Source organism: Diaphorobacter caeni (assembly GCF_015354245.1).
Lineage (GTDB): Bacteria > Pseudomonadota > Gammaproteobacteria > Burkholderiales > Burkholderiaceae_C > Diaphorobacter_A > Diaphorobacter_A caeni.
In genome coordinates, this window is sequence record NZ_JADKYZ010000012.1 from 117344 (window position 1) to 139481 (window position 22138).

Annotated in this window: 19 protein-coding genes; 12 read left to right on the top strand and 7 right to left on the bottom strand. The window is 64.0% G+C overall.

The genetic code is table 11. The features are described 5' to 3' along the window. Positions 1–200: 200 nt before the first annotated feature. The 6 genes from ISG32_RS24870 to ISG32_RS24895 all read left to right on the top strand — a co-directional run bounded on the left by ISG32_RS24870 (position 201) and on the right by ISG32_RS24895 (position 7195). Entirely contained in the window at positions 201–1367 is a 1167-nt protein-coding gene (locus ISG32_RS24870) for an acyl-CoA dehydrogenase family protein (RefSeq protein ID WP_267254057.1), read from the top strand. Continuing rightward, positions 1364–2545, top strand: coding sequence for an acyl-CoA dehydrogenase family protein (locus ISG32_RS24875; protein WP_194773702.1), 1182 nt, complete (start codon positions 1364–1366; stop codon positions 2543–2545). The genes ISG32_RS24870 and ISG32_RS24875 overlap by 4 nt, the downstream gene beginning before the upstream one ends. 630 nt (positions 2546–3175) lie before the next feature. Continuing rightward, positions 3176–3985 carry an SDR family oxidoreductase gene (locus tag ISG32_RS24880; protein ID WP_194773703.1) on the top strand — a complete coding sequence of 270 codons (810 nt, stop codon included), beginning with the start codon at positions 3176–3178 and terminating at the stop codon, positions 3983–3985. 3 nt (positions 3986–3988) lie between these two features. After that, positions 3989–4504: a MaoC family dehydratase gene (locus ISG32_RS24885; RefSeq protein WP_194773704.1), complete on the top strand. Its 516-nt coding sequence runs from the start codon at positions 3989–3991 to the stop codon at positions 4502–4504. 199 nt (positions 4505–4703) lie between these two features. After that, positions 4704–5906: an acetyl-CoA C-acyltransferase gene (locus ISG32_RS24890; RefSeq protein ID WP_194773705.1), complete on the top strand. Its 1203-nt coding sequence runs from the start codon at positions 4704–4706 to the stop codon at positions 5904–5906. A gap of 38 nt (positions 5907–5944) precedes the next feature. Then, on the top strand, positions 5945–7195 hold the full coding sequence (locus tag ISG32_RS24895) for a helix-turn-helix transcriptional regulator (protein ID WP_194773706.1): 1251 nt from the start codon (positions 5945–5947) through the stop codon (positions 7193–7195). 319 nt (positions 7196–7514) lie between these two features. On the opposite strand, the gene panD is transcribed toward ISG32_RS24895, so the two are convergent. Next, positions 7515–7877: an aspartate 1-decarboxylase gene (gene panD, locus ISG32_RS24900; RefSeq protein ID WP_194773707.1), complete on the bottom strand. Its 363-nt coding sequence runs from the start codon at positions 7875–7877 to the stop codon at positions 7515–7517. Between the two features lie 63 nt (positions 7878–7940). Between panD and ISG32_RS24905 the strand changes: the two genes are divergently transcribed. The 4 genes from ISG32_RS24905 (at position 7941) to ISG32_RS24920 (ending at position 11941) form a co-directional block, all read left to right on the top strand. Then, positions 7941–8087 (top strand): hypothetical protein, encoded by a 147-nt coding sequence (locus tag ISG32_RS24905; protein ID WP_194773708.1) that lies wholly within the window; start codon positions 7941–7943, stop codon positions 8085–8087. Between the two features lie 133 nt (positions 8088–8220). Further along, positions 8221–9900, top strand: a complete 1680-nt coding sequence (locus ISG32_RS24910; protein WP_194773709.1) for a GMC family oxidoreductase — start codon at positions 8221–8223, stop codon at positions 9898–9900. Positions 9901–9939: 39 nt separating this feature from the next. Beyond that, complete coding sequence (locus ISG32_RS24915; protein ID WP_228530097.1) at positions 9940–11238, top strand: MFS transporter; 1299 nt, start codon at positions 9940–9942, stop codon at positions 11236–11238. A 19-nt stretch (positions 11239–11257) separates the two neighbouring features. Continuing rightward, the gene (locus ISG32_RS24920) at positions 11258–11941 is read left to right on the top strand and encodes an EthD domain-containing protein (protein ID WP_194773710.1); all 684 of its coding nucleotides are present in this window, start codon (positions 11258–11260) and stop codon (positions 11939–11941) included. A 272-nt stretch (positions 11942–12213) separates the two neighbouring features. Here ISG32_RS24920 and ISG32_RS24925 read toward each other — a convergent pair whose 3' ends face one another. The 3 genes from ISG32_RS24925 to ISG32_RS24935 all read right to left on the bottom strand — a co-directional run bounded on the left by ISG32_RS24925 (position 12214) and on the right by ISG32_RS24935 (position 15680). Then, on the bottom strand, positions 12214–13323 hold the full coding sequence (locus ISG32_RS24925; protein WP_194773711.1) for a Rieske 2Fe-2S domain-containing protein: 1110 nt from the start codon (positions 13321–13323) through the stop codon (positions 12214–12216). 113 nt (positions 13324–13436) lie between these two features. Then, positions 13437–14285, bottom strand: coding sequence for an SDR family NAD(P)-dependent oxidoreductase (locus tag ISG32_RS24930; RefSeq protein ID WP_194773712.1), 849 nt, complete (start codon positions 14283–14285; stop codon positions 13437–13439). 57 nt (positions 14286–14342) lie between these two features. Then, positions 14343–15680 carry a spinster family MFS transporter gene (locus ISG32_RS24935; protein ID WP_228530098.1) on the bottom strand — a complete coding sequence of 446 codons (1338 nt, stop codon included), beginning with the start codon at positions 15678–15680 and terminating at the stop codon, positions 14343–14345. A 126-nt stretch (positions 15681–15806) separates the two neighbouring features. Here ISG32_RS24935 and ISG32_RS24940 point away from each other — a divergent pair, with 126 nt between their 5' ends. Continuing rightward, complete coding sequence (locus ISG32_RS24940; RefSeq protein WP_194773714.1) at positions 15807–17231, top strand: aldehyde dehydrogenase family protein; 1425 nt, start codon at positions 15807–15809, stop codon at positions 17229–17231. Positions 17232–17332: 101 nt separating this feature from the next. Beyond that, on the top strand, positions 17333–18103 hold the full coding sequence (locus ISG32_RS24945; protein WP_194773715.1) for an SDR family NAD(P)-dependent oxidoreductase: 771 nt from the start codon (positions 17333–17335) through the stop codon (positions 18101–18103). Positions 18104–18195: 92 nt separating this feature from the next. On the opposite strand, the gene ISG32_RS24950 is transcribed toward ISG32_RS24945, so the two are convergent. The 3 genes from ISG32_RS24950 to folD form a co-directional block, all read right to left on the bottom strand. Beyond that, on the bottom strand, positions 18196–18885 hold the full coding sequence (locus ISG32_RS24950; protein ID WP_194773716.1) for a glutaredoxin family protein: 690 nt from the start codon (positions 18883–18885) through the stop codon (positions 18196–18198). Positions 18886–19021: 136 nt separating this feature from the next. After that, a complete protein-coding gene (locus ISG32_RS24955) occupies positions 19022–21070 on the bottom strand; it encodes a M3 family metallopeptidase (protein WP_194773717.1) in 2049 nt (682 codons plus the stop codon). A 75-nt stretch (positions 21071–21145) separates the two neighbouring features. Then, the gene (gene folD / locus ISG32_RS24960; protein WP_194773718.1) at positions 21146–22003 is read right to left on the bottom strand and encodes a bifunctional methylenetetrahydrofolate dehydrogenase/methenyltetrahydrofolate cyclohydrolase FolD; all 858 of its coding nucleotides are present in this window, start codon (positions 22001–22003) and stop codon (positions 21146–21148) included. Between the last annotated feature and the right edge of the window lie 135 nt (positions 22004–22138).

Here is a 22138-nt window from a genome sequence, read left to right on the forward strand (position 1 = left end):
GAGGCGTCAAGTCAGCCTTTCATGCGTCGTTGCGAAGCCTTGCCGTACGGGCGTACTGTCTGCGCGCGAGACGCCTGGCCTGAAAGGCTGTCTTGGCGTTGTGGTGGTCTGTTGAAGGGCTCTGCACGCTTCTTGGCGTGCTGGCTTCGCGACTCCTTGAAGGTCGGTTTTCTTTTTTCTATTCCATTTGAGTGCGCATCATGGATCTTGGTTTGAATGACGAACAACGCATGATTGCGGAATCTGCGGCGGTTTTCCTTTCGGAGAACAGTGCGAGTGCGCGGGTGCGGGAAGTGGCCGAACGACAGGGCGGTTTTGACCGGGCACTCTGGGAGCAGGTCTGCGAGATGGGATGGAGTACGGTGGCGCTGCCCGAAGCCGCTGGCGGCATGGGCCTTGGGCTCATGGAGCTGGTGCTGCTGTCCGAGCGGATGGGGGCGCATCTGGCTTGCGTGCCGTTCTTTGATGCGGTGGTGGCGCCTGCGGCCTTGTGGCGGCATCTTTGTTTGAGCGGTTCGGGGCTGGCTGTGGTGCAGCGGCTGGCGCTGTCGAGCAAGGTGTGCGTGCTGGGCATGACGGTGCGCGGCGCGCTGTCGGCGAGTGCGCGCGTGGTGGTTGATGGCGCTTCGCTGGTGCTTGATGGCCGTTGGCCGCAGGTGGCGTCGGGGGCAGTGGCCGATGTGTTCATTCTTCCGACGACGCTGCCATGCGGTTCGTTGGCATTGTTGGAGGTGGCGGCGGATACGGCGGGACTGACCGTCGAGGCGCTGGCTACGGTCGATGGCACGCGCACCAGTGCGCACGTCACCGCCGCTCAAGTGAAATTGGCGGACAGCGCGGTGCTGGTGCAGGGCGATGCACTGCTCGCGCTGTGGGCCGAGCTGCGCAGCTTTGCCGCGATTGCGCTGGCGGCTGAACAGGTCGGAGTGGCCGAGCGGGCGCTCGAACTCGCGGTGGAGTACACCAAGGAGCGCGTGCAATTCGGCAAGGCCGTGGCGGTGTTCCAAGGCGTCAAGCACCGCGCGGCGCAGATGCTGGTGGGCGTGGAGATGTCGCGCTCGGCGGTCTACGGCGCTGCCGCTGCGGCCGATGCGGGTGCCGTGGGGGAAGCGCTGTTCATGTGCGCCGCACAGGCCCGCAGCGAGGCGACCGAAGCCGCGCTGTTTGCCACGCGCGAGTGCATTCAGTTGCATGGAGGCGTGGGCTTCACCTGGGAGTTCGATCCGCACCTGTACTTCCGCCGCGCGCAGACGCTGAGCCAGCGCATGGGCACGGTGGAGCAATGGCATGAAGAGGTGGCTGCGCTCCTGTTCGACGCCGACGGGCAACCACGGACACAACAACAACCTGCGCTGGAGGCCGCATGAACGTTCAAGAAACCGAAATCAATGAAGCCTTCCGCGCCGAGGTGCGCGAGTGGATGCACGCCCATCTCAGCGGCAGGTTTGCGCCGCTCAAGCACGCGAGCGGGCTGGGCGCCGAGGGCTACGATGCCCAGCTCGCCAAGGAGTGGGAGCAGGAGCTGGCCAAGGGCGGCTGGACCGGAATCGGCTGGTCGGGGGAGCACGGCGGGCGCGGCGCGACGCTTGCGCAGCAGGTGATCTTTCATGAAGAGTACGTGAGCTGTGGCGGCCCAGGCCGCATCGGCCATATTGGCGAGACGCTGCTTGCGCCCACGCTCATGCACTACGGCACGCCGGAGCAGAAGCAGCGCTTTCTGCCCGGTATTCTCGCGGGCAAGGACTACTGGGCCCAGGGCTACTCGGAACCCGGCGCGGGTTCCGATCTGGCCGCCATCCGCACCAAGGCGCGCATCGATCCGGCCTCCGGAGAATGGGTGATCGACGGCCAGAAGGTCTGGACCTCGTGGGCGCATGAATCCGAATGGATCTTCGTGCTCGCGCGCTGTGACGAGGCAGTTGCTGCTGCAAGCAGTGGAGGACGCCACGGCGCCATGGTGCTGCTGCTGGTGCGCCTGAACCAGCCCGGCGTGGAAGTGCGCCCGATCCGTCAGATCACCGGCACGTCGGAATTCAACGAGGTGTTCTTCGACGGCGCACGCACCGAGGGCAGCCTGCACCTCGGCCCCGTGGGTGACGGCTGGAAGGTGGCGATGTACCTGCTCGGTTGCGAGCGCGGCGCGTCCACGCTAGGCCAGCAGGCGCATTTCCGCTACGAGCTGAACCTGATCCTCGACCTCGCCCGCCAAAACGGCGCGGCCCGCAACCCGCTGCTGCGCCAACGCCTGGCGAAGGCGGCCCTCGGCCTGCAGACGCTGCGCAGCCACGCGCTGCGCTCATCGGACGAAGCCACCTCGCAGCGCGCGGCATCGGTCTCCAAATACGCCTGGTCCAACTGGCACCGCGACTTGGGCGAACTGGCAATGGAAGTGCTGGGCGAAGAGGGCGAATTGCTGCTGGACGACCCTGCGCTGCGCCCCTTGCAGCAGCTCTGGCTCGTGAGCCGCGCGGACACGATTTACGCGGGGACGAATGAAATCCAGATGAACCTGATGGCCGAGCGCGCATTGGGGATGCCGAGGTAACGAGCCACAACTTGTCTGAACACCGCCAGTTTCGACGGGTGCTGTTCAGTTCGGGCTCAACGCCGTGCGTGCAGACGGCAACGTGCTGCTGATTGCCAGCGCATATCCGCATCACCGGAACAAGTCAAAGAAATTCCATCCGTTGCTTTGAAGGCATTCCACGCCACCTACACCGCAAGGGTCGGAGCGCGCATTTCGGGCGATGGCAGTCCTCAGTTTCAGGTGAACGCCGCCGTGGTTGCAACGCCAGTCCCATGTTTGGCGAGCCGTGGGAGAAGGCGGTGCGGTCGCTGCTCGCCGTTGGCTGGGTTGTGCTGGCCTCGCGTGTGCGTTGGGGGTGGCAGGGTTGAGTCTGAGCGCTTGAGCGAGCGCGAGTGTAGTTTGATCTGGAGCAAGTAGCTGTGCGCGACCGCTCGCCGCTGTGCACGGTCGAATCCGGGTTTTCTCGCAAGGGTAAACCAGTGGGTTGCGCGTTCAAATGTCGTCTTTTGCGCCAAAACGGTGCAAATTCTGGCGGAATCTACGCCGAATTAGGGATTGGCCTATCGTCCAGGTAGACGATGTTGCGACGCAGCGTGAACGTGATGATTGGTGCATTGCAAACAATCCTGACGTTCCACTTTTCGCTTCATGACCACAGCACCTGTCTCCGCTCCCGCCCCCGCTCCTGATTACGTCGCTCCGCACGGACTGCTCAAGAACAAGACCGCCCTGATCACTGCGGCTGCCGGTGCCGGCATTGGATTTGCCGCGGCCCGCCGTTGTGCGGAAGAGGGCTGCAAGGCGGTGTTCGTCTCCGACGTGCACGAGCGCCGTCTAGCGGAAGCGGTCGCGCAGATCAAGGCCGAGACGGGCCTCGCCCATGTCTACGGAAAGCTCTGTGACGTGAGCAAGGAAGACCAGGTCCAGGCGCTGATCCGCGAGGCGGACGAGACGCTGGGCGGCATCGACGTGCTGATCAACAACGCGGGTCTGGGCACCAGCTGCAAGGTGGTCGACATGTCGGACGACGAGTGGAGCAAGGTCATCGACATCACGCTGACGGGCACCTTCCGCATGACGCGTGCCGCACTCAAGGTGATGCAGCCGCGCGGCAAGGGCGTGATCGTGAACAACGCCTCGGTGCTGGGCTGGCGAGCGCAGACCGAGCAGGCGCACTATGCGGCGGCCAAGGCCGGGGTGATGGCGTTCACTCGCTGCTCGGCGCTGGAGGCCGCGCCGCATGGCGTGCGCATCAACGCGGTGGCGCCTTCGATCGCGATCCATGCGTTTCTCAAGAAATCGGCCTCGGAAGAGCTGCTGGCCAAGCTGTCGGAAAAGGAAGCCTTCGGTCGCGGCGCGGAGCCATGGGAAGTGGCGAACGTGATGATTTTCCTCGCCAGCGATTACTCGTCGTACATGACGGGCGAGGTGGTGTCGGTCAGCTCGCAGAGGGCCTGAGCGATGAGCGAAGCAGCCACTCTCACGCAAACTGCCGCCAACCCTGCTGCTGCGCAGCGAGGCGGTGTGTCGTTCAACTCGGTGCAGTCGATTCTGGATGCGGTGGGCACATCGCTCGGCGCGACCGAGTGGATGACGATCACGCAGGAGCGCATCACCCAGTTCGCCGACGCGACGGGCGATCACCAGTGGATTCACGTCGATCCCGAGCGTGCGAAGAACGGCCCTTTCGGAGCCTGTGTGGCGCACGGGTATCTGACGATGTCGCTCGCCAATCTTTTCTTGCCGCAGCTCGCGCGATTCGATGGGTTGAAGATGGGCGTGAACTACGGCTGCGACAAGGTGCGGTTTCCCGCTCCGGTGCGCGTGAATTCGCGGGTTCGCGGCGTGGGCGAGGTGATCGCCGCCACGCGGATGGGCGACGACGGCGTGCAGGCGCACATCCGCATCACCGTCGAAGTGGAGCATCAGGATAAACCCGGAACTGTCGTCGAGACGATAAGTCGGCTCCATTTTTGATTGAACAATTAACGATTGGTTAAAGATCCCTGCCGCGAACCAGGACAAGACAGGCAGAGAACGGTCAGGGACTTCGGAAGGCAAGTGGCGAGTCGACGCAGAGCGGCGAAGCCAGGGAAAGGTCGGTGGACGCAGTGGGCACAAAACAGATCCGCGCGGCCATCTTGAAATGACAAGACGGAAAGTCAGGAGACAGTTTATGAAGGACGCAGTCATCGTTTCGACAGCGCGCACTCCCATCGGCAAGGCGTTTCGCGGGGCATTCAACGACACGGAGGCGCCGGTGCTGGGCGGCCACGTGATCCGTGCGGCGCTTGACAAAGCGAATGTGCGGAGCGAGGACGTCGGCGATGTGATTCTGGGCATTGCGGCCCAGCAGGGCACCCAGGGCTACAACCTCGGTCGCCTGTGCGGTTATACGGCTGGATTGCCGGATTCGGTGGGCGGCATGGTGATCGACCGCATGTGCGCTTCGGGCCTGATGAGCATCGCCACTGCGGCCAAGAGCATCATGGCGGGAGAGTACGACGTGGCGGTGGCCGGTGGTCTCGAGTCCATTTCACTGGTGCAGAACAAGCACAAGAATGCCTATCGCGCGCAATCGAAGGCCGTGCTCGCCGCCGAACCCACGGCCTACATCCAGATGATCGAAACCGCCGAACTGGTGAGCCAGCGATACGGCATCAGCCGCGAGGTGCAGGACGAGTACTCGCTGCGCAGCCAGCAGCGCGTGGCGCAGGCGCAGGCCAAGGGTCTGTTCAATGATGAAATAGTGCCGCTCACCTCGGTCAAGCAGTTGTTCGACAAAGAAGGCAACGTCACCGGGACGGAAGAGGTCACGTTGACCAAAGATGAAGGCAACCGTGGTGACACGACTCTTGAGAGCCTGGCCAAGTTGAAGCCCGTGTGGAAGAACGGCCAGTGGGTCGCCGAAGGCCAATTCATCACGGCGGGCAATGCATCGCAGCTTTCCGATGGTGCGAGCGCCAGTGTGCTGATGAGTGCAAACGAGGCGCGCGAGCGGGGGTTGACGCCTCTGGGTGTCTACCGTGGCATGGCCGTGGCGGGCTGCCGAGCGGACGAAATGGGCATTGGCCCGGTGTTCGCGATTCCGAAGCTGCTCAAGCAACATGGCCTCGGCGTGAAGGACATCGACCTCTGGGAAATCAACGAGGCGTTCGCCTGTCAGGTCATTCATTGCCGCGATACGCTGGGTATTCCCGATGACCGCTTGAACGTCAATGGTGGTGCAATCTCAATAGGTCATCCCTTTGGCATGTCGGGTGCACGACTGGTAGGGCATGCACTGCTTGAAGGTCGTCGCCGTGGCGCACGCTACGCGGTGGTCAGCATGTGCATCGGCGGTGGCATGGGTGCCGCCGGCCTGTTCGAGATTCAGTGATCGCATGTCCAAACTGCCGCTAGCAAAGAGAGTTGACCATGATGGAAAGCGCCTTCGCCAGAATGAGTTTTGCGACCTATACATCACCGAGCATTGCCTGCGTGCTCAAGGATGTTCCCGTATTTGACAAGGTTGCTCCCGCACGCACCGTGCCGCCGCAGTCGGACTTTGTCTCGGCCGAGCAGTTCAGCCAACTGGCCAGCCTGCTGTACGAAGCCGCGATGGACACGGAAGGCTGGCGGCCGTTTCTTGAGCTGCTGCGCAAGCAGCTCGGCGGCAACTACGCCTCGTTGATCGTGCGCCCTTGCAATGCAGATGACGTGGGGCTGGTCGTGTCCGCCGCCGGTGAGCGCCGCGACGTGCCCACCGGCAATCCCAAGATCGCGATGAGTCCGTTTCGCGGGCTGGTGACCGACCGCGTGGTGACGGTGAGCGACGTCATGTCCGATTCGGAATGGCGCGCTTCAGCCTACTACAGCGACTGGTGCAAGGACCTGAACGTCTATCACGTGCTGGCCGCCGACGTTGCCACCAAGGATGGCTGCGTCTACGGCCTGCGCATTGTGCGGCCCGAAAGCGATGTCAATTTCAGCAAGCAGGAAAAGGAATTCTGCGCGATGGTGCTGCCGCATCTCAAGCGCGCACTGAATCTGCATCTGGCCGTGAACCAGGACCGTCAGGTGATCTCGCTTTACAGCCGCGCGATGGCGCAGCTGATGGTGGGCGTGGTCATCCTCGACCAGAACGGCGTGGTGATCGAGTCCAACCCCGCAGCCACCAGCATCCTCGACATGCAGGATGGCCTGAAGGTGACGGGCGGCATGCTGGAGGCCAATTACGCCAACGACAACCGCAAGCTGCAGCGCCTGATCCGCGATGCGCTGATGCATACCCAGGTCTCTCGCCTGAGCATGACCGAGGGGATGTCGGTGAGCCGCCAGTCCGGCCAGCTCAACTGGGGCGTGGTGGTGCAGAGCATTTCGCCCGACGAGTGGACCGAAGGCAAACAGCGACCCAGCGTCGCCGTCTTTGTGCGCGACACCGGCGGCAAGGCCGACCCTCCGGTCAAGCTCGCGCAGCAGCTGTTCCAGCTGACGCCCGCCGAAACATCGCTCGCGATCCAGCTGGCCAATGGTCTGTCGCTGGAAGAGGCTGCAGAAGCGCTCAACATCCGCCGCAACACGGCGCGCGCGCATCTGCGTTCGATTTTCTCCAAGACAGGCGTGCGCCGCCAGACCGAGCTGGTGCGGATTTTCCTCAACAGCGTTGCGTGGTTGGGGAACAAGTAGTGAGATGTGAGTGTGAGAGTCCTTTGTTCGTTACTTCATTCAAGCCCGGGTCATGCCGGGCTTTTTTTTCGCCTTGATTTTTGCGGGCTTTGATTTTGATGCTGCCCCTTGGCGGTGATCGGTCAATCGCGTTGGGGAGGAGAGATCGGCCATATAGCTTCGATGCGCAGCCTTGCCTTACGCTTGTACTGATCTGCGGCTTCGACGTCTCGCGCTATGGCCCATCTCTCCGTTGTGGTGGTTGTTCGCATGCTCGGTGCGCTTTATTGGCCCGCTGCTGAATTTCAAACTTCCACGGCAATGCGCGTTCAAATCATTTTCAAATCTTCTTGATTTCCTGAATCCGGTTGTTGTCGCCGAGCAGCACCACTTTCGGCTTCCAGTGATCGACGTGTGCATCATCGATGGGTGCGTAGGTGCAGATGATCAGCAGATCGCCCACATGCGCTTTGCGGGCTGCGGCACCGTTCAATGAAATCGCGCCGGAGCCGCGCGCGGCCTTGATGATGTAGGTGGAGAAGCGCTCGCCGTTGTTGACGTTGTAGAGCTCGATCTTCTCGAACTCGCGCATGTCGGCGGCGTCGAGCAGGTCTTCGTCGATCCCGCAGGAGCCTTCGTAGTGCAGATCAGCCTCGGTGACTGTCGCGCGATGGAGCTTGGCGCGCAGCATGACTCTGGTCATTGTATTTTCCTGGTTGGTCAAAATGAATCGTGATTTGAATATTTTGAAAAATATGATATTGAAATGAATATCACCGTGGATATTCAAACTCACGCTCCCGGATTAACGGGCGGGCGAAGTATCTGTTTTTTCTTTTCATCGCTCAACCCCCGAATAAGGCATATGCATATGCCGCTTTTCATCGTTGGCGGCTTCTTCGCGTTGCAGTGAAATTGTCGCGAAGGGGACCGTGCACCGTCCATTTGGAGTATGTCGCCACGTCGCTTCGCGGCAAGACTGAACGGCATCCCTTCCATGTTCAGGTGGGGTCGTGACATACAGAACGACGGAGACAACGGAGCCCATGGACACTCCTTTTGACTACATCATCGTAGGCGCGGGATCGGCGGGCGGCACGCTGGCTGCACGCCTGAGTGAAGACGCGCGCAACCGCGTGCTGCTGCTGGAGGGCGGAGGAACGCACAAGGACTTGCTGGTCGACATGCCCTCGGGCTGGGGGCAGATGATCTACAACCCCAAATACTCATGGGGTCACAGGACGGAACCCGAGCGCTGGGCGGGCGGGCGCGCAATCTCGCTGCCGCGCGGCAAGCGGCTTGGCGGTTCGTCGTCGATCAACGGCATGATCTATGTGCGCGGAGACCGCGCGGATTTCGACAGCTGGGCGGCGCTCGGCGCCAAGGGCTGGAGCTACGCGGAGCTGCTGCCGTACTTCGTGCGCACCGAAAACCAGCTCAGCGATCAGCCAGCGTTTCAAAGCGCGTCGCTGCATGGCCGGGGAGGGCCGCTGACCGCCGCCGACGTGCCCGATCCGCAGCCGGTGACGCAGGCCATGGTGCGCGCGGCCATCGAGGCCGGGTTGCCCGCCTGCGCCGATTTCAACAACGGACATCCCGACGGAGCAGGCATCTTCCAGACCAACGTGAAGAATGGCCGCCGCTCGTCCATTGCCCGCAATGCCATCGAGCCCGCAATGGCCCGCAGGAATCTCGAGGTGCGCATGCAGGTGCTGGTCACCCGCATCCTCATCGAGAACGGCCGCGCCGTGGGCGTTGCCTGGCGCGACGACCGGGGCGGCGTGCACGAGGCCCGGGTGAACAAGGAAGTGCTTCTTTGCGCGGGCGCGCTGCAGTCGCCGCAGTTGCTGATGCTCTCGGGCATTGGGCCGGCGGAGCATTTGCGCGAGATGGGGATCGAGGTGCTGGTCGATCTGCCAGGCATTGGCGCGAATCTGCAGGACCATGCCATCGTGCCCATGTCCTGGCGCATGAAGCCCGGAACGCCGAGCTTCAACAAGTCGCTGCGAGGCATCGGCATTGCGGCGTCGGTGGCCAAGTATCTGGTCACGCGTACTGGCGCGATGGCCATGCCGGGATCGGAGTTCGCGGCGTGGTGCAGCAGCGATCCAGGCCTTCCGTACAACGACATCCAGATCCACGGCCTGCCGGTGACGGGCGATATCGAAGCCTTCATGCGCGACGGCAAAACCTACCGCACAGAGGCCTTCCCCGGCATGACGATGGCGCCATATCAGGTGCGCCCGTACTCACGCGGCGAACTCAAGCTGCGCAGTAGGCGGCCCGAAGACATGGCCAGCGTGCGCATGAACTACCTGCACGATGAGCGCGACCGCAAGGCCTTGCTTCACGGCATTCGCGTGGCGATGAAGATCGCGCAGCAGCCCGCGCTGGCCGCGTTGATCGAGGAACAGACCCGTCCCAAGGCCAACGTGCGGAGCGACGACGAACTGCTCGACTGGCTGGGCATGTATCTCGGCTCCGGCCACCACGCGAGCGGCACCTGCCGCATGGGCGATGCAAGCGATCCGCTGGCCGTCGTCACGCCCGATCTCAAGCTGCGCGGCGTCGAGGGCCTGCGGGTGATCGACGCGTCGGTCATGCCGCATCTGGTCTCGGGCAACACCAACGCGTCGACCGTGGTGATTGGTGACAAGGGCGCGGACCTGGTGCTCGGAAAACCGGCGCTCGCAGCCATCGACACCCCGCAGACCGCAGCGGCCTGAACCCCAACATTGCAAGCAACGACAACAAGAACAGATCCCATGAGTCAGACGACAGATTCCAAACGCTCCCGACGCTACATGCTGGTGCTCCTCACGGCACTTTCCGCCGTGACCTTCATGGACCGCCAGATCCTCGCCGTGCTGCTGCAGCCGATCAAGCAGGAGTTCGGCTTTTCCGACCTGCAGATCGGGCTGATCACCGGCTTGGGCTTTGCGATCACCTTCGGGCTGCTCGGCATTCCCATGGGTCGGCTCGCCGACCGCGCCGAGCGCCGCAGCCTCGTGGCATGGTGCCGTGGCTTGGGCGGCGCCATCGCGGCGCTGGGCGCTCTCGCCAGCGGATCGAGCGGGCTCACCGCCTCGCGGGGCGGCGCTGCGCTGGGCGATGCGGGCGGCGGCGCGGCCTCCATGTCGATGCTGGCCGACCTGTACGCGCCGCACGAGCGTTCGCGCGTGATGAGCATCTTCGGCATGGGCGGCAGCGCGGGCGCAATGCTGGCGCTGCTGGCCGGGCCGGTGCTGGCCGAGCTCTGGGGTTGGCGGGTGACGATGGCGGTGGTGGGGCTCGCCAGCGTGGTGCTCGCCTGCGTGCTGCGCTGGACGGTGGAGGAGCCGCAGCGCCATGCAGCCGGGCAGGGGGACAAAGCGGCGTCTGCGGCCGATGCCGCGTCGCGGAAGAAGACGCCCGCCGTGCTGCTGATCTGGCGCGAGCCGGTCACGCGGTGGCTCATCATCGGCGCGGCCTGTGCGCTGTTCGCCAACCTGTCGTTCGGCGCATGGAACACGGCGCTGCTCGCGCGACGCTTCGATCTGTCGCTGCGCGATGCAGGTTGGATCTCGGCGGGTGCGGCACTGTTCGCCGTGACGGGAGCCCTGATCTCCGGCTGGCTCACCGACCGCATGGCCCAACGCGACCAGCGCTGGCAGATCGGGGTTCCGGTCGTGGCGCTGTCCATTTCCACCGTATTCGGGCTCGGCTACTTGCTCACCGGCACGCACCAGTTTGCGTTGAGCATGGTGCTGCTGATGGGGTATGCGCTGCTTTCGCCGTGGTGGGCCGCTCCCACTTATGCCGCTCTGAGCCTCGTCGTTCCCTCGTCTCGCAGAGCCACGGCCAGCGCCATGGTGCTGATGTCCGGCGCACTGCTTGGCAACGGCCTCGGCCCCATCGTCGCGGGCCTGCTCAGCGATTTCTACAACGGCATCCGCCCGGGTGACGGCCTGCGTCTGGCGCTGCTCACCATGGGTTGCTTCATGCTGCCCAGCGTGCTCGCCTTCTCCCGCGCGATGGCACATTACCCACGGGCCTACCGGTTGGCCCACGCCCCGGCGGTTTGAATCGACTGGTGAACAAGACATGAAAAATGCCGTCTGGAAAATGATCTACCTCGCGCGCCGCAACCCCACGCTCGCGCCCGAACAATTCCCCGAAGCCTGGCGCTCGCACTCGGCCCTCGGCAAGCAGTGCAGGAACGTAGGCCAACGCGTCAAGGCGGTAGCCCAATGCGCGCGCGTGCTGGATGACGCGCTGCCTGCCACCCTCAGCCGCGACTACGACGGAGTGAACCTCATGGTCCTGGCCGACCGCAACTCCGGCGACGCCATCTGGAGCGATCCCGAAACCCTGAGCATCATGCGCCCCGACGAACCGCGCGTCTTCGCCGACTATGTGCGCAACTTCTCTATGCTCTGCGAGCAGCATGTGCTGCGGGGCAGTGCGGATGAAGCGGTCCACCCACAGCGCGATGCGATGATCCTCATCGGCTTCCTGCAGCGCGAAGCTACGTTCTCCAAAGCCCGATCAGCCCCCACCAGCCTGCCTGCAGCATGGATCACAGGCGGCCTCAATGCAGCACAGCGCATAGTCTGCAACACCCTCGACGCCGCCGCGCCCGAGGGCTATGGATATGGATATATCGTGGAGTGGTGGTTCGATACCGTCCAAGCAGCGAAAGAGGCTGCCCAGTCGCTGAGCGACGCGAAGCAGGCCTCCGGCGACAGCGTTTTCATGCTCACGCAAGTAACGCACAGCCGCCCCTGAAAAAAACGCGCCCCCGCTTCAGGCAGCGGGCCAACGAAACGAGCAGAGCCGCCGATCAATCCCCCCAACGGCAAGACGGGCCCTCAGGCTAGGCGTCTCACGCGCAGACAGTACTCTTGTACGGCAAGCGTGAGGAACGACGCATGAGGGCCCGTATTGCCGCCCCCAAACGAATGACCCATCGAAGCCGAAAGGCTTCGTGAGCAAAAGAAAAAAAGCCCGCAGAACAAAAGTCCCACGGGCTTCAAACCTTGGATATCCAAAAGAAAAAATCAGGCAGGAGCGGCTTCAGGCTCCTGGGTGTAGGCAACCATGCCCTTGGGGATGTACTTGCCTTCGCACTGCTCCAGATACTCCTGCGCCTTGGCGCGCGGATTGTAGAACTGCTTGTACCAGATGCGCGCCTTGAGAAACGGACCATCGCTCGGGATGAAGAGCGGGTTCAGGCAAGGCGCCTTCTGGTTCCACACCTCGAAGTCCTGCGCGAACGCGAGCAGGCTGGCTTCCTGGAACTGGCGTGCCGCGACCAGATCGGCTGGTCCGGGCTTGCCGCCGTGGGCGGTGCGCACGAGCAGGTTGTGCCAGACTTTGATCTTGCCGTCCTCGATGGGGGTGTGCATGATCATCATGAACGAGTTGAACATGCCTGTCACGCGCGAGACCAGAATGGCCGGGCCGTGGTACCAGGTGTCGGTATGCAGCATGTCGCTCGCGCCGCCTTCACCGACCAGCGTGCGGTGGCCGCCGCACTGGCGCTGGATGGCGTTCGTGCCCTTGAATTCGTTCTCGAAGCGCTCGACCGTGGAGCCATGGATGGGACTCAGGTGGCCGTAGTCGGCGATGTTGTCGACGACCTCCTGCGGGTGCTGGTTCAGCTCGCCGAGGTAGTCCCACGTGCCGTTGACGACGTTCTCGTCATCCCAGTCCGCGAAGTGGGGCAGTGGATAGTCGGGTTCGCCGCCTTCGGGATCGAACCAGACCCAGACCGCGCCGTAGCGTTCTTCGACCTTCCACGTCTTGACTGCGGCAGCCGCAGGGATCGGGCCGTCGTGATAGGGGATGTCGTCGCACTTGCCGTCCGCACCGAAGCGCCAGCCGTGATAAGGGCAGCGGATGCCGTCGCCTTCCACGTTGCTGCCGCCGCCGTCGAGCACCACGTAGCTGGTGGTGTTGCGCGCGGCCAGATGGGTCTTCATGTGCGGGCAGTAGGCGTCCAGCAGGATGACCTTGCCGGATTCGCGGCCGCGATACAGCGCGAAGTCCTGACCGAAAAAGCGCACAGCCACGGGCTTGTGGGTGTTGAGCGATTCGGCGTCGGAAATCATGAACCAGCCGCGTGGATAGGTGTATTCACCGAGGCGGTAGTCTTTGGTGGTTGCCATGGATGGCTGTCTCCGTATTGGTTGTGGGTAAGTGATATTGAGCGACGCCCTATGGCTTCGCATACTCTGTTTGGACGAGATGCCGGGCGCGCGATTGATCTATCGCAAATGGCTTATGCGCCTACGTTTTCGGCGACTTCCACGCGCTCCTTGTAGAGCGGCTGCAGGTCGATCATGGCGGGCGATTTGGCGAGCGGCGGGGCTTCGGCGGACGTTGCCAGCCAGAACAAGGTGGCCGCAATCTGTTCGGGCGTGGATGCTCCGTAGCGCTGGGCAAGCAGGCCGTCGTCGCCCAAGGTGGCCTTTACCGCCTCGGTCGATACCACGCCTGGATTCACGCTGAACGCGCAGATGCCGCGCTTCTTGTATTCGGTGTTGATGCAGCCCGCAAGGCGTGCGATAGCGGCCTTTGACGCGCCATACGCAAACCCCCATCCACCCTGGTCGGCGGGCACGGGCGGGTTGAACTGGCCTGCTGCCGAGCACAGGTTGATGATGCGGCCGGACCCCTGCGCCAACATGCCCGGCAACAGCCGCTGGGCGAGTTGGAGCGGCGCGTAAACATTGCCCTGCATGGTGCGCGCAAGTGCGTCGAGGTGGAGATCGGGCAGCAGGGCGTTGACCTCTCGGCCCTGATAGACGGCGTTGTTGATCAGCAGATCGACGCGGCCGCAGTGCGCGAGCACGGCGTCGGTCGCGCGGTCGAGCGACGCGCGGTCCATCAGGTCCATCGCGTGGGGGAAGACCTCGCCACCCGCCTCGCGGATCTGCGCGGCGGTGGATTCAAGGCTGCCGGACAACAGCGAACCATCTAGGTTGCGCAACTGGTGTGCGAGCTGCGTGCCTTCGGTCAGCGTGCGTGCGGTGATCGCCACGCGCCAGCCCTGGCGCGCGAAATGGATGGCGGTGGCGGCGCCGATGCCTCGGCTTGCGCCGGTGATGAATAGAACGGGGGCGGTCATGTCGCGGACTCTTTGTTTGTTGTTTGTTGAGTGCTGAGCAGATGGCGAGGCGATGGCTCAGGCCATCGCCAGTTTCATTTCGCTGAGGCGGCGGCGATAGGGCCCGAGCGCCAACGTGAAGAACAGCACGGTGAACACCATCAGCGAGACCACCGAGGTCAGCGCCCAGCGCAGGCCGTCGGCGCCCTGAGTGCCTGCAAAATGGTCGCTGAGAGCGCCGGTCACCATGGGCCCCAGACCGACGCCGAGCAAGGTGACGAACAGGTTGAGCAGGGCCGCGCCCACGCCGCGCTCGCTCGGGCTCACCATCTGGCTCACGGCACTGTAGGAGAGCGTGGGCCACCAGCTTGCGAAGAACGCGAAGATCAGCACGAACAGCATGGCGTGCGGAATCTGCGTGCTGCCCAGCGTCCAGAAGGCAGCGGTCGGCCACTGAAACACCGCGATGCCGGCGGGCAGCGAGATCAACGCGCCAAGTGCGGGAAGGCCCAGCTGCCAGCGGGGGTCTCGCTGGCAAAGACGGTCGCTGAGCCATCCGCAGAACACTGCCCCCACCACCGAGCCCACACCGCTCGCGAGGCCGAATGCCAGACCGGCATGGGCGATGCTCATGCCATGCGCCCGCATGAAGAAGGCGGGAGCCCAGACGCCGTAGCCGTATCCCGAGATCGCTGCGATGCCGCACGCGATGGCCACGTTGCGCAGCGGCTTCATCGACAGCAGGCGCAGCGACTGGCGCAGCAGCGATTCCTGCGGTGTGTTCCTTGCGGCGTCCGGTTGGGCAGCAGCGGTCTCGAACGCGCCGCGCGCCGGCTCCTTCACGAACAGATAGACGACCAGACTCAGCAGCACGCCCGGAATGCCGAACGCGAGAAAGGCGGCGCGCCAGCCGTAGGCCTGCGCGATGAGGCCGCCGATGGACAGCCCGAGCAGCACGCCGAGATTCGGGCCCATCATGAAGAAGCTGATCGCGAGCGAGCGGCGCTTGGGCGGGTACATGTCGGCGATCATCGAGATGGATGGAGCCATGCCACCAGCTTCACCCACGGCCACGCTCATGCGGGCAACGAACAGTTGCCAGTAGTGCGTCGCCATACCGCAGCCCATGGTCGCCAGACTCCACACGCCGCAGCAGATCGCGACGATGGTGCGGCGGTTGTGCTTGTCAGCAAGGCGTCCCACGGGAATGCCGAGCGCCGCGTAGAGCAGCCCGAATGCGAGGCCGGTGAGCATGCCGATCTGGGTGTCCGTGGCGTTGAATTCGGCCTTGATCGGTTCAATCAGGATCGATACGACCTGACGGTCGATGTAGGAAAAGATATAAACCGTGGCCAGCAGCGCAAGGCTGAGGTGGGTTCGCCAGGTAACGGCGGGGGGATGTTGGGGTGTAGGCATGAGCGGCATCGTGCGTGCTCCGAAACCGTGCGCCATCGTCCCTTTGGACGACGCTAGGGAAATCCTTAGACCCCAATATCCTCACGGAACGCACCAGATAATTCATACCCCTCAGGAGACCCGACAGTGACCCAGTTCAACCAGTTTGACGCCATCGCCGCGCTGCAGCAGGCGCAGAAAAAAGCCTTCATCGTGAACGGCGCCGTCAGCGCCGATGTGCGCCAGCAGCGGCTGCAGCAGGTGATCGACCTGCTCGTAGAGTGCCAGGATGAGCTCTGCGCCGCCATGGGCGAGGACTTCGGCGGGCGTCCTGTGGAGTTTTCGCTGGCAAATGATGTACTGGGGTCGCTGGCGTCGCTCAAGCATGCGCGCGACCATTTCCGCGAGTGGATCGGCGACTCGCCGCGTGAGAGCGTCAAGCCGTTCGACATGTTCGGCGCCACTGCCTGGGTGAAGTACCAGCCCAAGGGCGTGGTCGGCGTGATCGGCACCTGGAATGCGCCGGTCTTCACGCTGCTGTCGCCGCTGGCCTGCATCTTTGCGGCGGGCAACAGCGCCGTGCTCAAGCCATCCGAAATCGCGCCGCGCACGGCAGCCGTGCTGGCGGATGCCATCGCCAAGCGCTTTGATCCCGCCGTGCTCACCGTGGTACAGGGCGACGCCGCCGTCTCGGCCGCGTTCGCCGAGCAGGCATGGGACCATCTCGTGTTCACCGGCTCGATTCCGGTGGGCAAGTCGATCATGGCGGCCGCAGCGAAGAATCTCGTTCCGGTCACGCTGGAGCTGGGCGGCAAGTCGCCGGTGCTCATCGGCGAATCGGCCGACATCGCCAATGCCGCCGAGCGCATCGCCGTGGGCAAGGCGCTCAATTCGGGCCAGCTCTGCGTGGCACCCGACACCATCTGGGTGCATGCATCGCAGCTCGAGGCGCTGATCGCCAAGTTCAGCGAGGTCTACGCGGGCATGTACCCGAGCGTCACTGGCAATCGCGACATGACGCCCATCGTCAACGAACGCCATCTTGCGCGCGTGAGCGGCTATGTGGCCGATGCCAAGGCGCGCGGCGCACGCGTGGTGGAAGTGGGCCAGGCGGCGGGGGAGGCCGATCGCCGTCTGCCGTTTGCACTGGTGGTCAATCCACCGCTGGACGCCGAAATCTCGCGTCACGAAATCTTCGGCCCCGCCGTGGTGCTGCGCACGTTCGACAGCATCCAGAACGCCGTCGCGCAGATCAATGCGGGCGACCGTCCGTTGGCGCTGTACTACTTCGGCACCGACGTCGCCGAGCGCGACTGGGTGCTGGACCACACGCTCTCTGGCGGCGTCTCGATCAATGACGTGACGATGCATCCCGCGCTGCACGAGGCTCCGTTCGGCGGCGTAGGCGCGTCGGGCATGGGCCACTACCACGGCCGCGAGGGCTTTCTGCAGTTCAGCCATGCGCGTTCGGTCTACAGCGCGGGCGGCCACGATCCTCGCCGCGAATGGGGCATGTTACCGCCATATGGCGAGCACTTCCTGCCGATGCTGAAAAGCTCCGTCACGGCGTGACTTCCGGCGTTCATGGTCCGTTTGGCGGATGCGCGCAGGCGCGTTCGCCATGAATATGGCTCTTCAATACCGCTCATCCAGACTACGAAGGAGATGAAAAGATGAAGGACGTATTCCGCCAATTCGCGCTCGACGGACAGGTTGCCGTCGTCACCGGAGCAGGCAAGGGCATTGGCCGTGCCTGCGCGCTGATGCTTGCCGAGGCCGGAGCAGACGTGGCGCTGTTCGCACGCACCGAAACCGATCTGGCCGAAGTGAAGGCCCGGATCGAGGCCATGGGCCGACGCGCGATCGCCGTGCCCGGTGACGTGAACAAGGACGCGGATCTTGACCAGCTGATCGCGCGCTCGGTCGCCGAGCTCGGCAAGCTCACCATTCTCATCAACAACGTGGGTGGCGGCGGTCCCAACGATCCGCGCAAGGTGCCCGGCAAAAGCCTCGGCGACATGCTCGCGTTCAACGTGGTGCCGGCCTACAGCCTGATCCAGAAGGCTGCGCCGGTCATGGCGGAGCGGGGCGGCGGCGCTGTGGTCAACATCTCCTCGGTCGCGGCGAAATATGCGCAGAAGCACTTCAGCGCGTACGGCGCCGCCAAGGCCGCGCTCAATCAGCTCACCCGCAATCTCGCGCAGGACTACGGTCCGAGCGTGCGCATCAACGCCATCGAGCCCGGCACCATCATGACCGAGGCCCTCGCGCCGTTCCTCACGCCCGAGCGCAAGGACAGGATGGTCAAGAGCACGCCGTTGGCACGCATGGGCCAGCCCGAGGACATCGCGGCGGCCGCGCTGTTTCTGGCGTCGCCGGCGGCGAGCTGGATTACCGGGAAGATTCTGTCTGTGGACGGCGGGGTGGAAGCGCCGAATTTCTGACGCGCGGTGTGGGCTGAAAGGACGCCGCAGGGCTCGGAACCGCATTGCGCCGCACTGAATCTGTCAGCGCGGCGCAATGGTTGGATCGTCCGTCAGAACACCAGCCCTGTCGGGTTGGATGGCGTAGGGCCGGAGGGCGCGGTCGTCTCGGGTTCAGGAGCGGGGCGCGCGGCGGGTCTGGCGGCTTGCGCAGGTGCGGGGGCCTGTGCAGGCTCCTTGGCGGTGACCAGCGGCGTGGGCAGCGGTCTGCGGTAGGAGCCCGGGAGCTGCGACTTCTTGGGGTAGCCTGCTGCGTCCAGATACTGGGTCCACAGCGTATCGGCGAAGCCATTGAGGTGCTGTGCGCCGACGGTGGCGAACGGGATGTTGTTGTTGCCGCTCAGCGCCTTGAGCGCTTCCAGGCTTTCGTTGCTGCTCACCGTGCGCTCGGTGAACGGGATGCCGCGCGTGATCAGCAGATTGCGGGCGTTGACGCAGGGCGTGCAGTCGTCCCCGGTGTAGAGCGTGACGGGGTAGCGGTTGACGACCTGCTGCAGCGTGTAGGGCAGGGCGCCGTTGCCGGAATCGCTCTCGGAGAACTCCGTGGACGAGCCACCCTTGCTCTTGACGCTCGTGTTCGCGTTGGCGTTGTTGGCGGGCGGCTGATCGGAGAAGGTCACCTTGCCGTCGGGGCCGACGCTGCGGTAGATCTGCTGCGCTGTTGCACTGTCCACCGGCACCAAGGCCGAAGCGCCCAGCAGGGCGGCTGCGGCAAACACGGACAACTTTCCGACACGGCTCATTTTGGGGTTCCCTCCTGGATCATCCTGATTCGAACTCTCCGCTCTTGCGAACGGAGAGTCGCGATCTTGACACGAAAAAAGCCGCTATTCAATTGAGCGGAGCGTTGCAGCGGGTGTGGAGATCGTCCACACGCTCTCAGTTCGCCATGCCCTGGTGGCGCAGCAGCGCGTCGAGCTGCGGCTCGCGGCCTCGGAAGGCCTTGAACGACTCCATGGCCGGGCGGGCGCCGCCGGCTTCGAGAATCGATTCACGGTACTTGCGGCCGGTCTCGGGATTGGGCGAGCCGTCGGGCAGCACCGTTTCCTCGAATGCGGCATAGGCGTCGGCGGAGAGCACCTCGGCCCACTTGTAGCTGTAGTAGCCCGCCGCATAGCCACCCGCGAAGATGTGGCTGAACGTGTGGGCCATGCGGTTGTAGACCGGTGACGGCAGCACGGCAACGTCGGCGCGCACCTTCTGCAGCACGGGCATGACGGGCTGTGCAGGGTCATGTTCGGTGTGCAGCAGCATGTCGAACAGGGCGAATTCGATCTGGCGCAGCGTCTGCATGCCGGACTGAAAATTCTTCGCCGCGATCATCTTGTCGTAGAGCGCGCGGGGCAGGGCCTCGCCGGTGTCGACATGGGCGGTCATGTGCTTGAGCACATCCCATTCCCAGCAGAAGTTTTCCATGAACTGGCTGGGCAGCTCCACCGCGTCCCATTCGACGCCGGAAATGCCCGAGACGTCGCGCTCGTTCACCTGCGTGAGCATGTGGTGCAGGCCGTGGCCGGTTTCGTGGAACAGGGTGATCACGTCGTCATGCGTGAGCAGTGCGGGCTTGCCCTCGACGCCCGCCGCGAAATTGCACACCAGATGCGCGACCGGCGTCTGCAACTGGTGGGTGTCGGGACGCATCCAGCGGGTGCGCACGTCGTCCATCCACGCGCCGCCGCGCTTGCCCTTGCGGGCAGGTTGGTCGAGGTAGAACTGACCGACCAGCACCGCGCCCTGCGGCGTCTGGCGCTCGATGCGGTAGAACTCGACGGCCGGATTCCACACGGGCGCGCTGTCCTTGCGGATCGAGACTTCGAACAGCGTCTCCACGATCTTGAACAGACCGGCCAGCACCTTGGGCGCCGGGAAATACTGCTTGAGTTCCTGCTCGCTGAACGAGTAGCGGGCTTCCTTGAGCTTTTCGGAAATGAACGGCCAGTCCCACGGCTGCGGATCGGCGAGCCCCAGATCGTTCTTCGCGAAGGCGCGCAGATCGGCCACGTCCTTCTCGCCGTAGGGCTTGGCGCGCTGTCCCAGATCGCGCAGGAAATCGATGACTTCCTTGGGCGACTTCGCCATCTTGGTGACGACCGAAACCTCTCCGAAGTTCGCGTAGCCGAGCAGCTGGGACTCTTCCTTGCGCAGCGCCAGAATCTCCTGCATGTTGGCCGAGTTGTCGAATTTCAGGGCATCGCCCTCGGCCTGGTCCGAGGCGCGGGTCACATAGGCGTGGTAGAGCTTCTCGCGCAGCGCGCTGCTCTTGGCGAACTGCATCACCGGCAGGTAGCAGGGCAGCTTGAGCGTGAGTTTGTAGCCGGCCTTGCCATCGGCCTCGGCAGCGGCGCGGGCGGCCTGCTGGATGTCCTCGGGCACACCGTCCAGTTCATCGATCTCGGCGTAGTAGGCAAACGCGTCCGTTGCATCCAGCGCGTTTTCGCTGAACTTCTGGCTCAGCTCGGCCATGCGTTCCTGAATCTTGGCGAATCGCTCCTTGGCCGCCCCTTGCAGTTCGGCGCCGGAGAGCACGAAGCCGCGCATCGCGTGGTCCCATGCCGCGCGCTGTTCCTTGTTCAGCGAGCCCGGCGTGATGGCCTTGTACTTGGCGTACAGGCGCTCGTCGGCACCGAGGCGCGTCCAGAACTCGGTGACCTTGGGCAGAGCCTCGTTGTAGGCTGCGCGCAGCTCGGGCGTATCGGCCACGCTGTTGAGGTGGTTGATCGCGCCCCAAGCGGTTCCGAGCTTCTCGGTGGCCACGTCCAGCACCGCCGAAATGTCGTTCCAGGCTGCGGGAAAATCCGGCTGGGTGACCTTCTCGAGCGCGTCGTTGGCGCGGGCGATCAGGGCGTCGATGGCGGGGCCCACGTCGGACGGCTGGATGCGGTCGAACGGAGGGAGGTTGTAGTTCTCAAGAAGTGGATTGCTGCTCATGTTGGAATAGGTATCGCCAAAACGCCAGAATTCAAGCGCCACCGGAGCTGACCGGCGGCGTTTTCCCAACCCGGATCAGCCCGCTGTGCGCTCGGCCGATTCCATGGTGTTGACCAGCAGCATCGTAATGGTCATGGGACCGACACCACCGGGCACGGGGGTAATGAAGCCCGCCACCTCCTTGACGCCGTCGTAGTCCACGTCGCCGCAGAGCTTGCCCGCGTCGTCGCGGTTCATGCCCACGTCGATCACCACGGCGCCGGGCTTGACCATGTCGGCCGTCAGCACGTTGCGCTTGCCCACGGCGGCCACGACCACGTCGGCCTGGCGCGTCATCGCGCCCAGATCGGCCGTGCCGCTGTGCGTGACGGTCACCGTGGCATTGGCGGCCAGCAGCATCATCGCCATGGGCTTGCCGACGATGTTGGAGCGGCCGATCACCACCGCATGCTTGCCACGCAGATCCTTCATGCCGATGGACTCGAGCATCTTCATGCAGCCGTAGGGCGTGCAGGCCTTGAAGCCGACTTCACCGACCATCAACGCGCCGGCGCTGGCCACGTGGAAGCCGTCCACGTCCTTGGCGGGCGAGATGGTTTCGATGACCTTGTGGTCGTCGATGTGCTTGGGCAGCGGCAACTGCACGAGGATGCCGTGGATGCTCGGGTCGTTGTTGAGCGCCTCGACGCGGGCCAGCAGCTCTGCCTCGGTCATCGTGGCGTCGTACTTCTCGAGCACGGAGTGGAAACCGGCTTCTTCGCAGGCCTTGACCTTGTTGCGCACATAGACCTGGGACGCCTGGTTGTCACCGACGAGGATCACGGCCAGACCGGGCGTGATGCCGGATTTCGCCTTGAGCGTTGCGGCGCGTGCGGCGACTTCGGTGCGGAGTTGGGCGGAGAGGGCCTTGCCATCGATGATTTGGGCTGTCATGGTGCGGGGAACTTCAAAGAAACGAAAAAACGAAAACGAAAAGCGGACGGTAGAAATGCAAAAAGCTGCCGCGATTTTCGGTTCGCGGGCAGCTTTTGGGAAATGACGGGGCTTTCAGGGCGTGTTTACGATCTC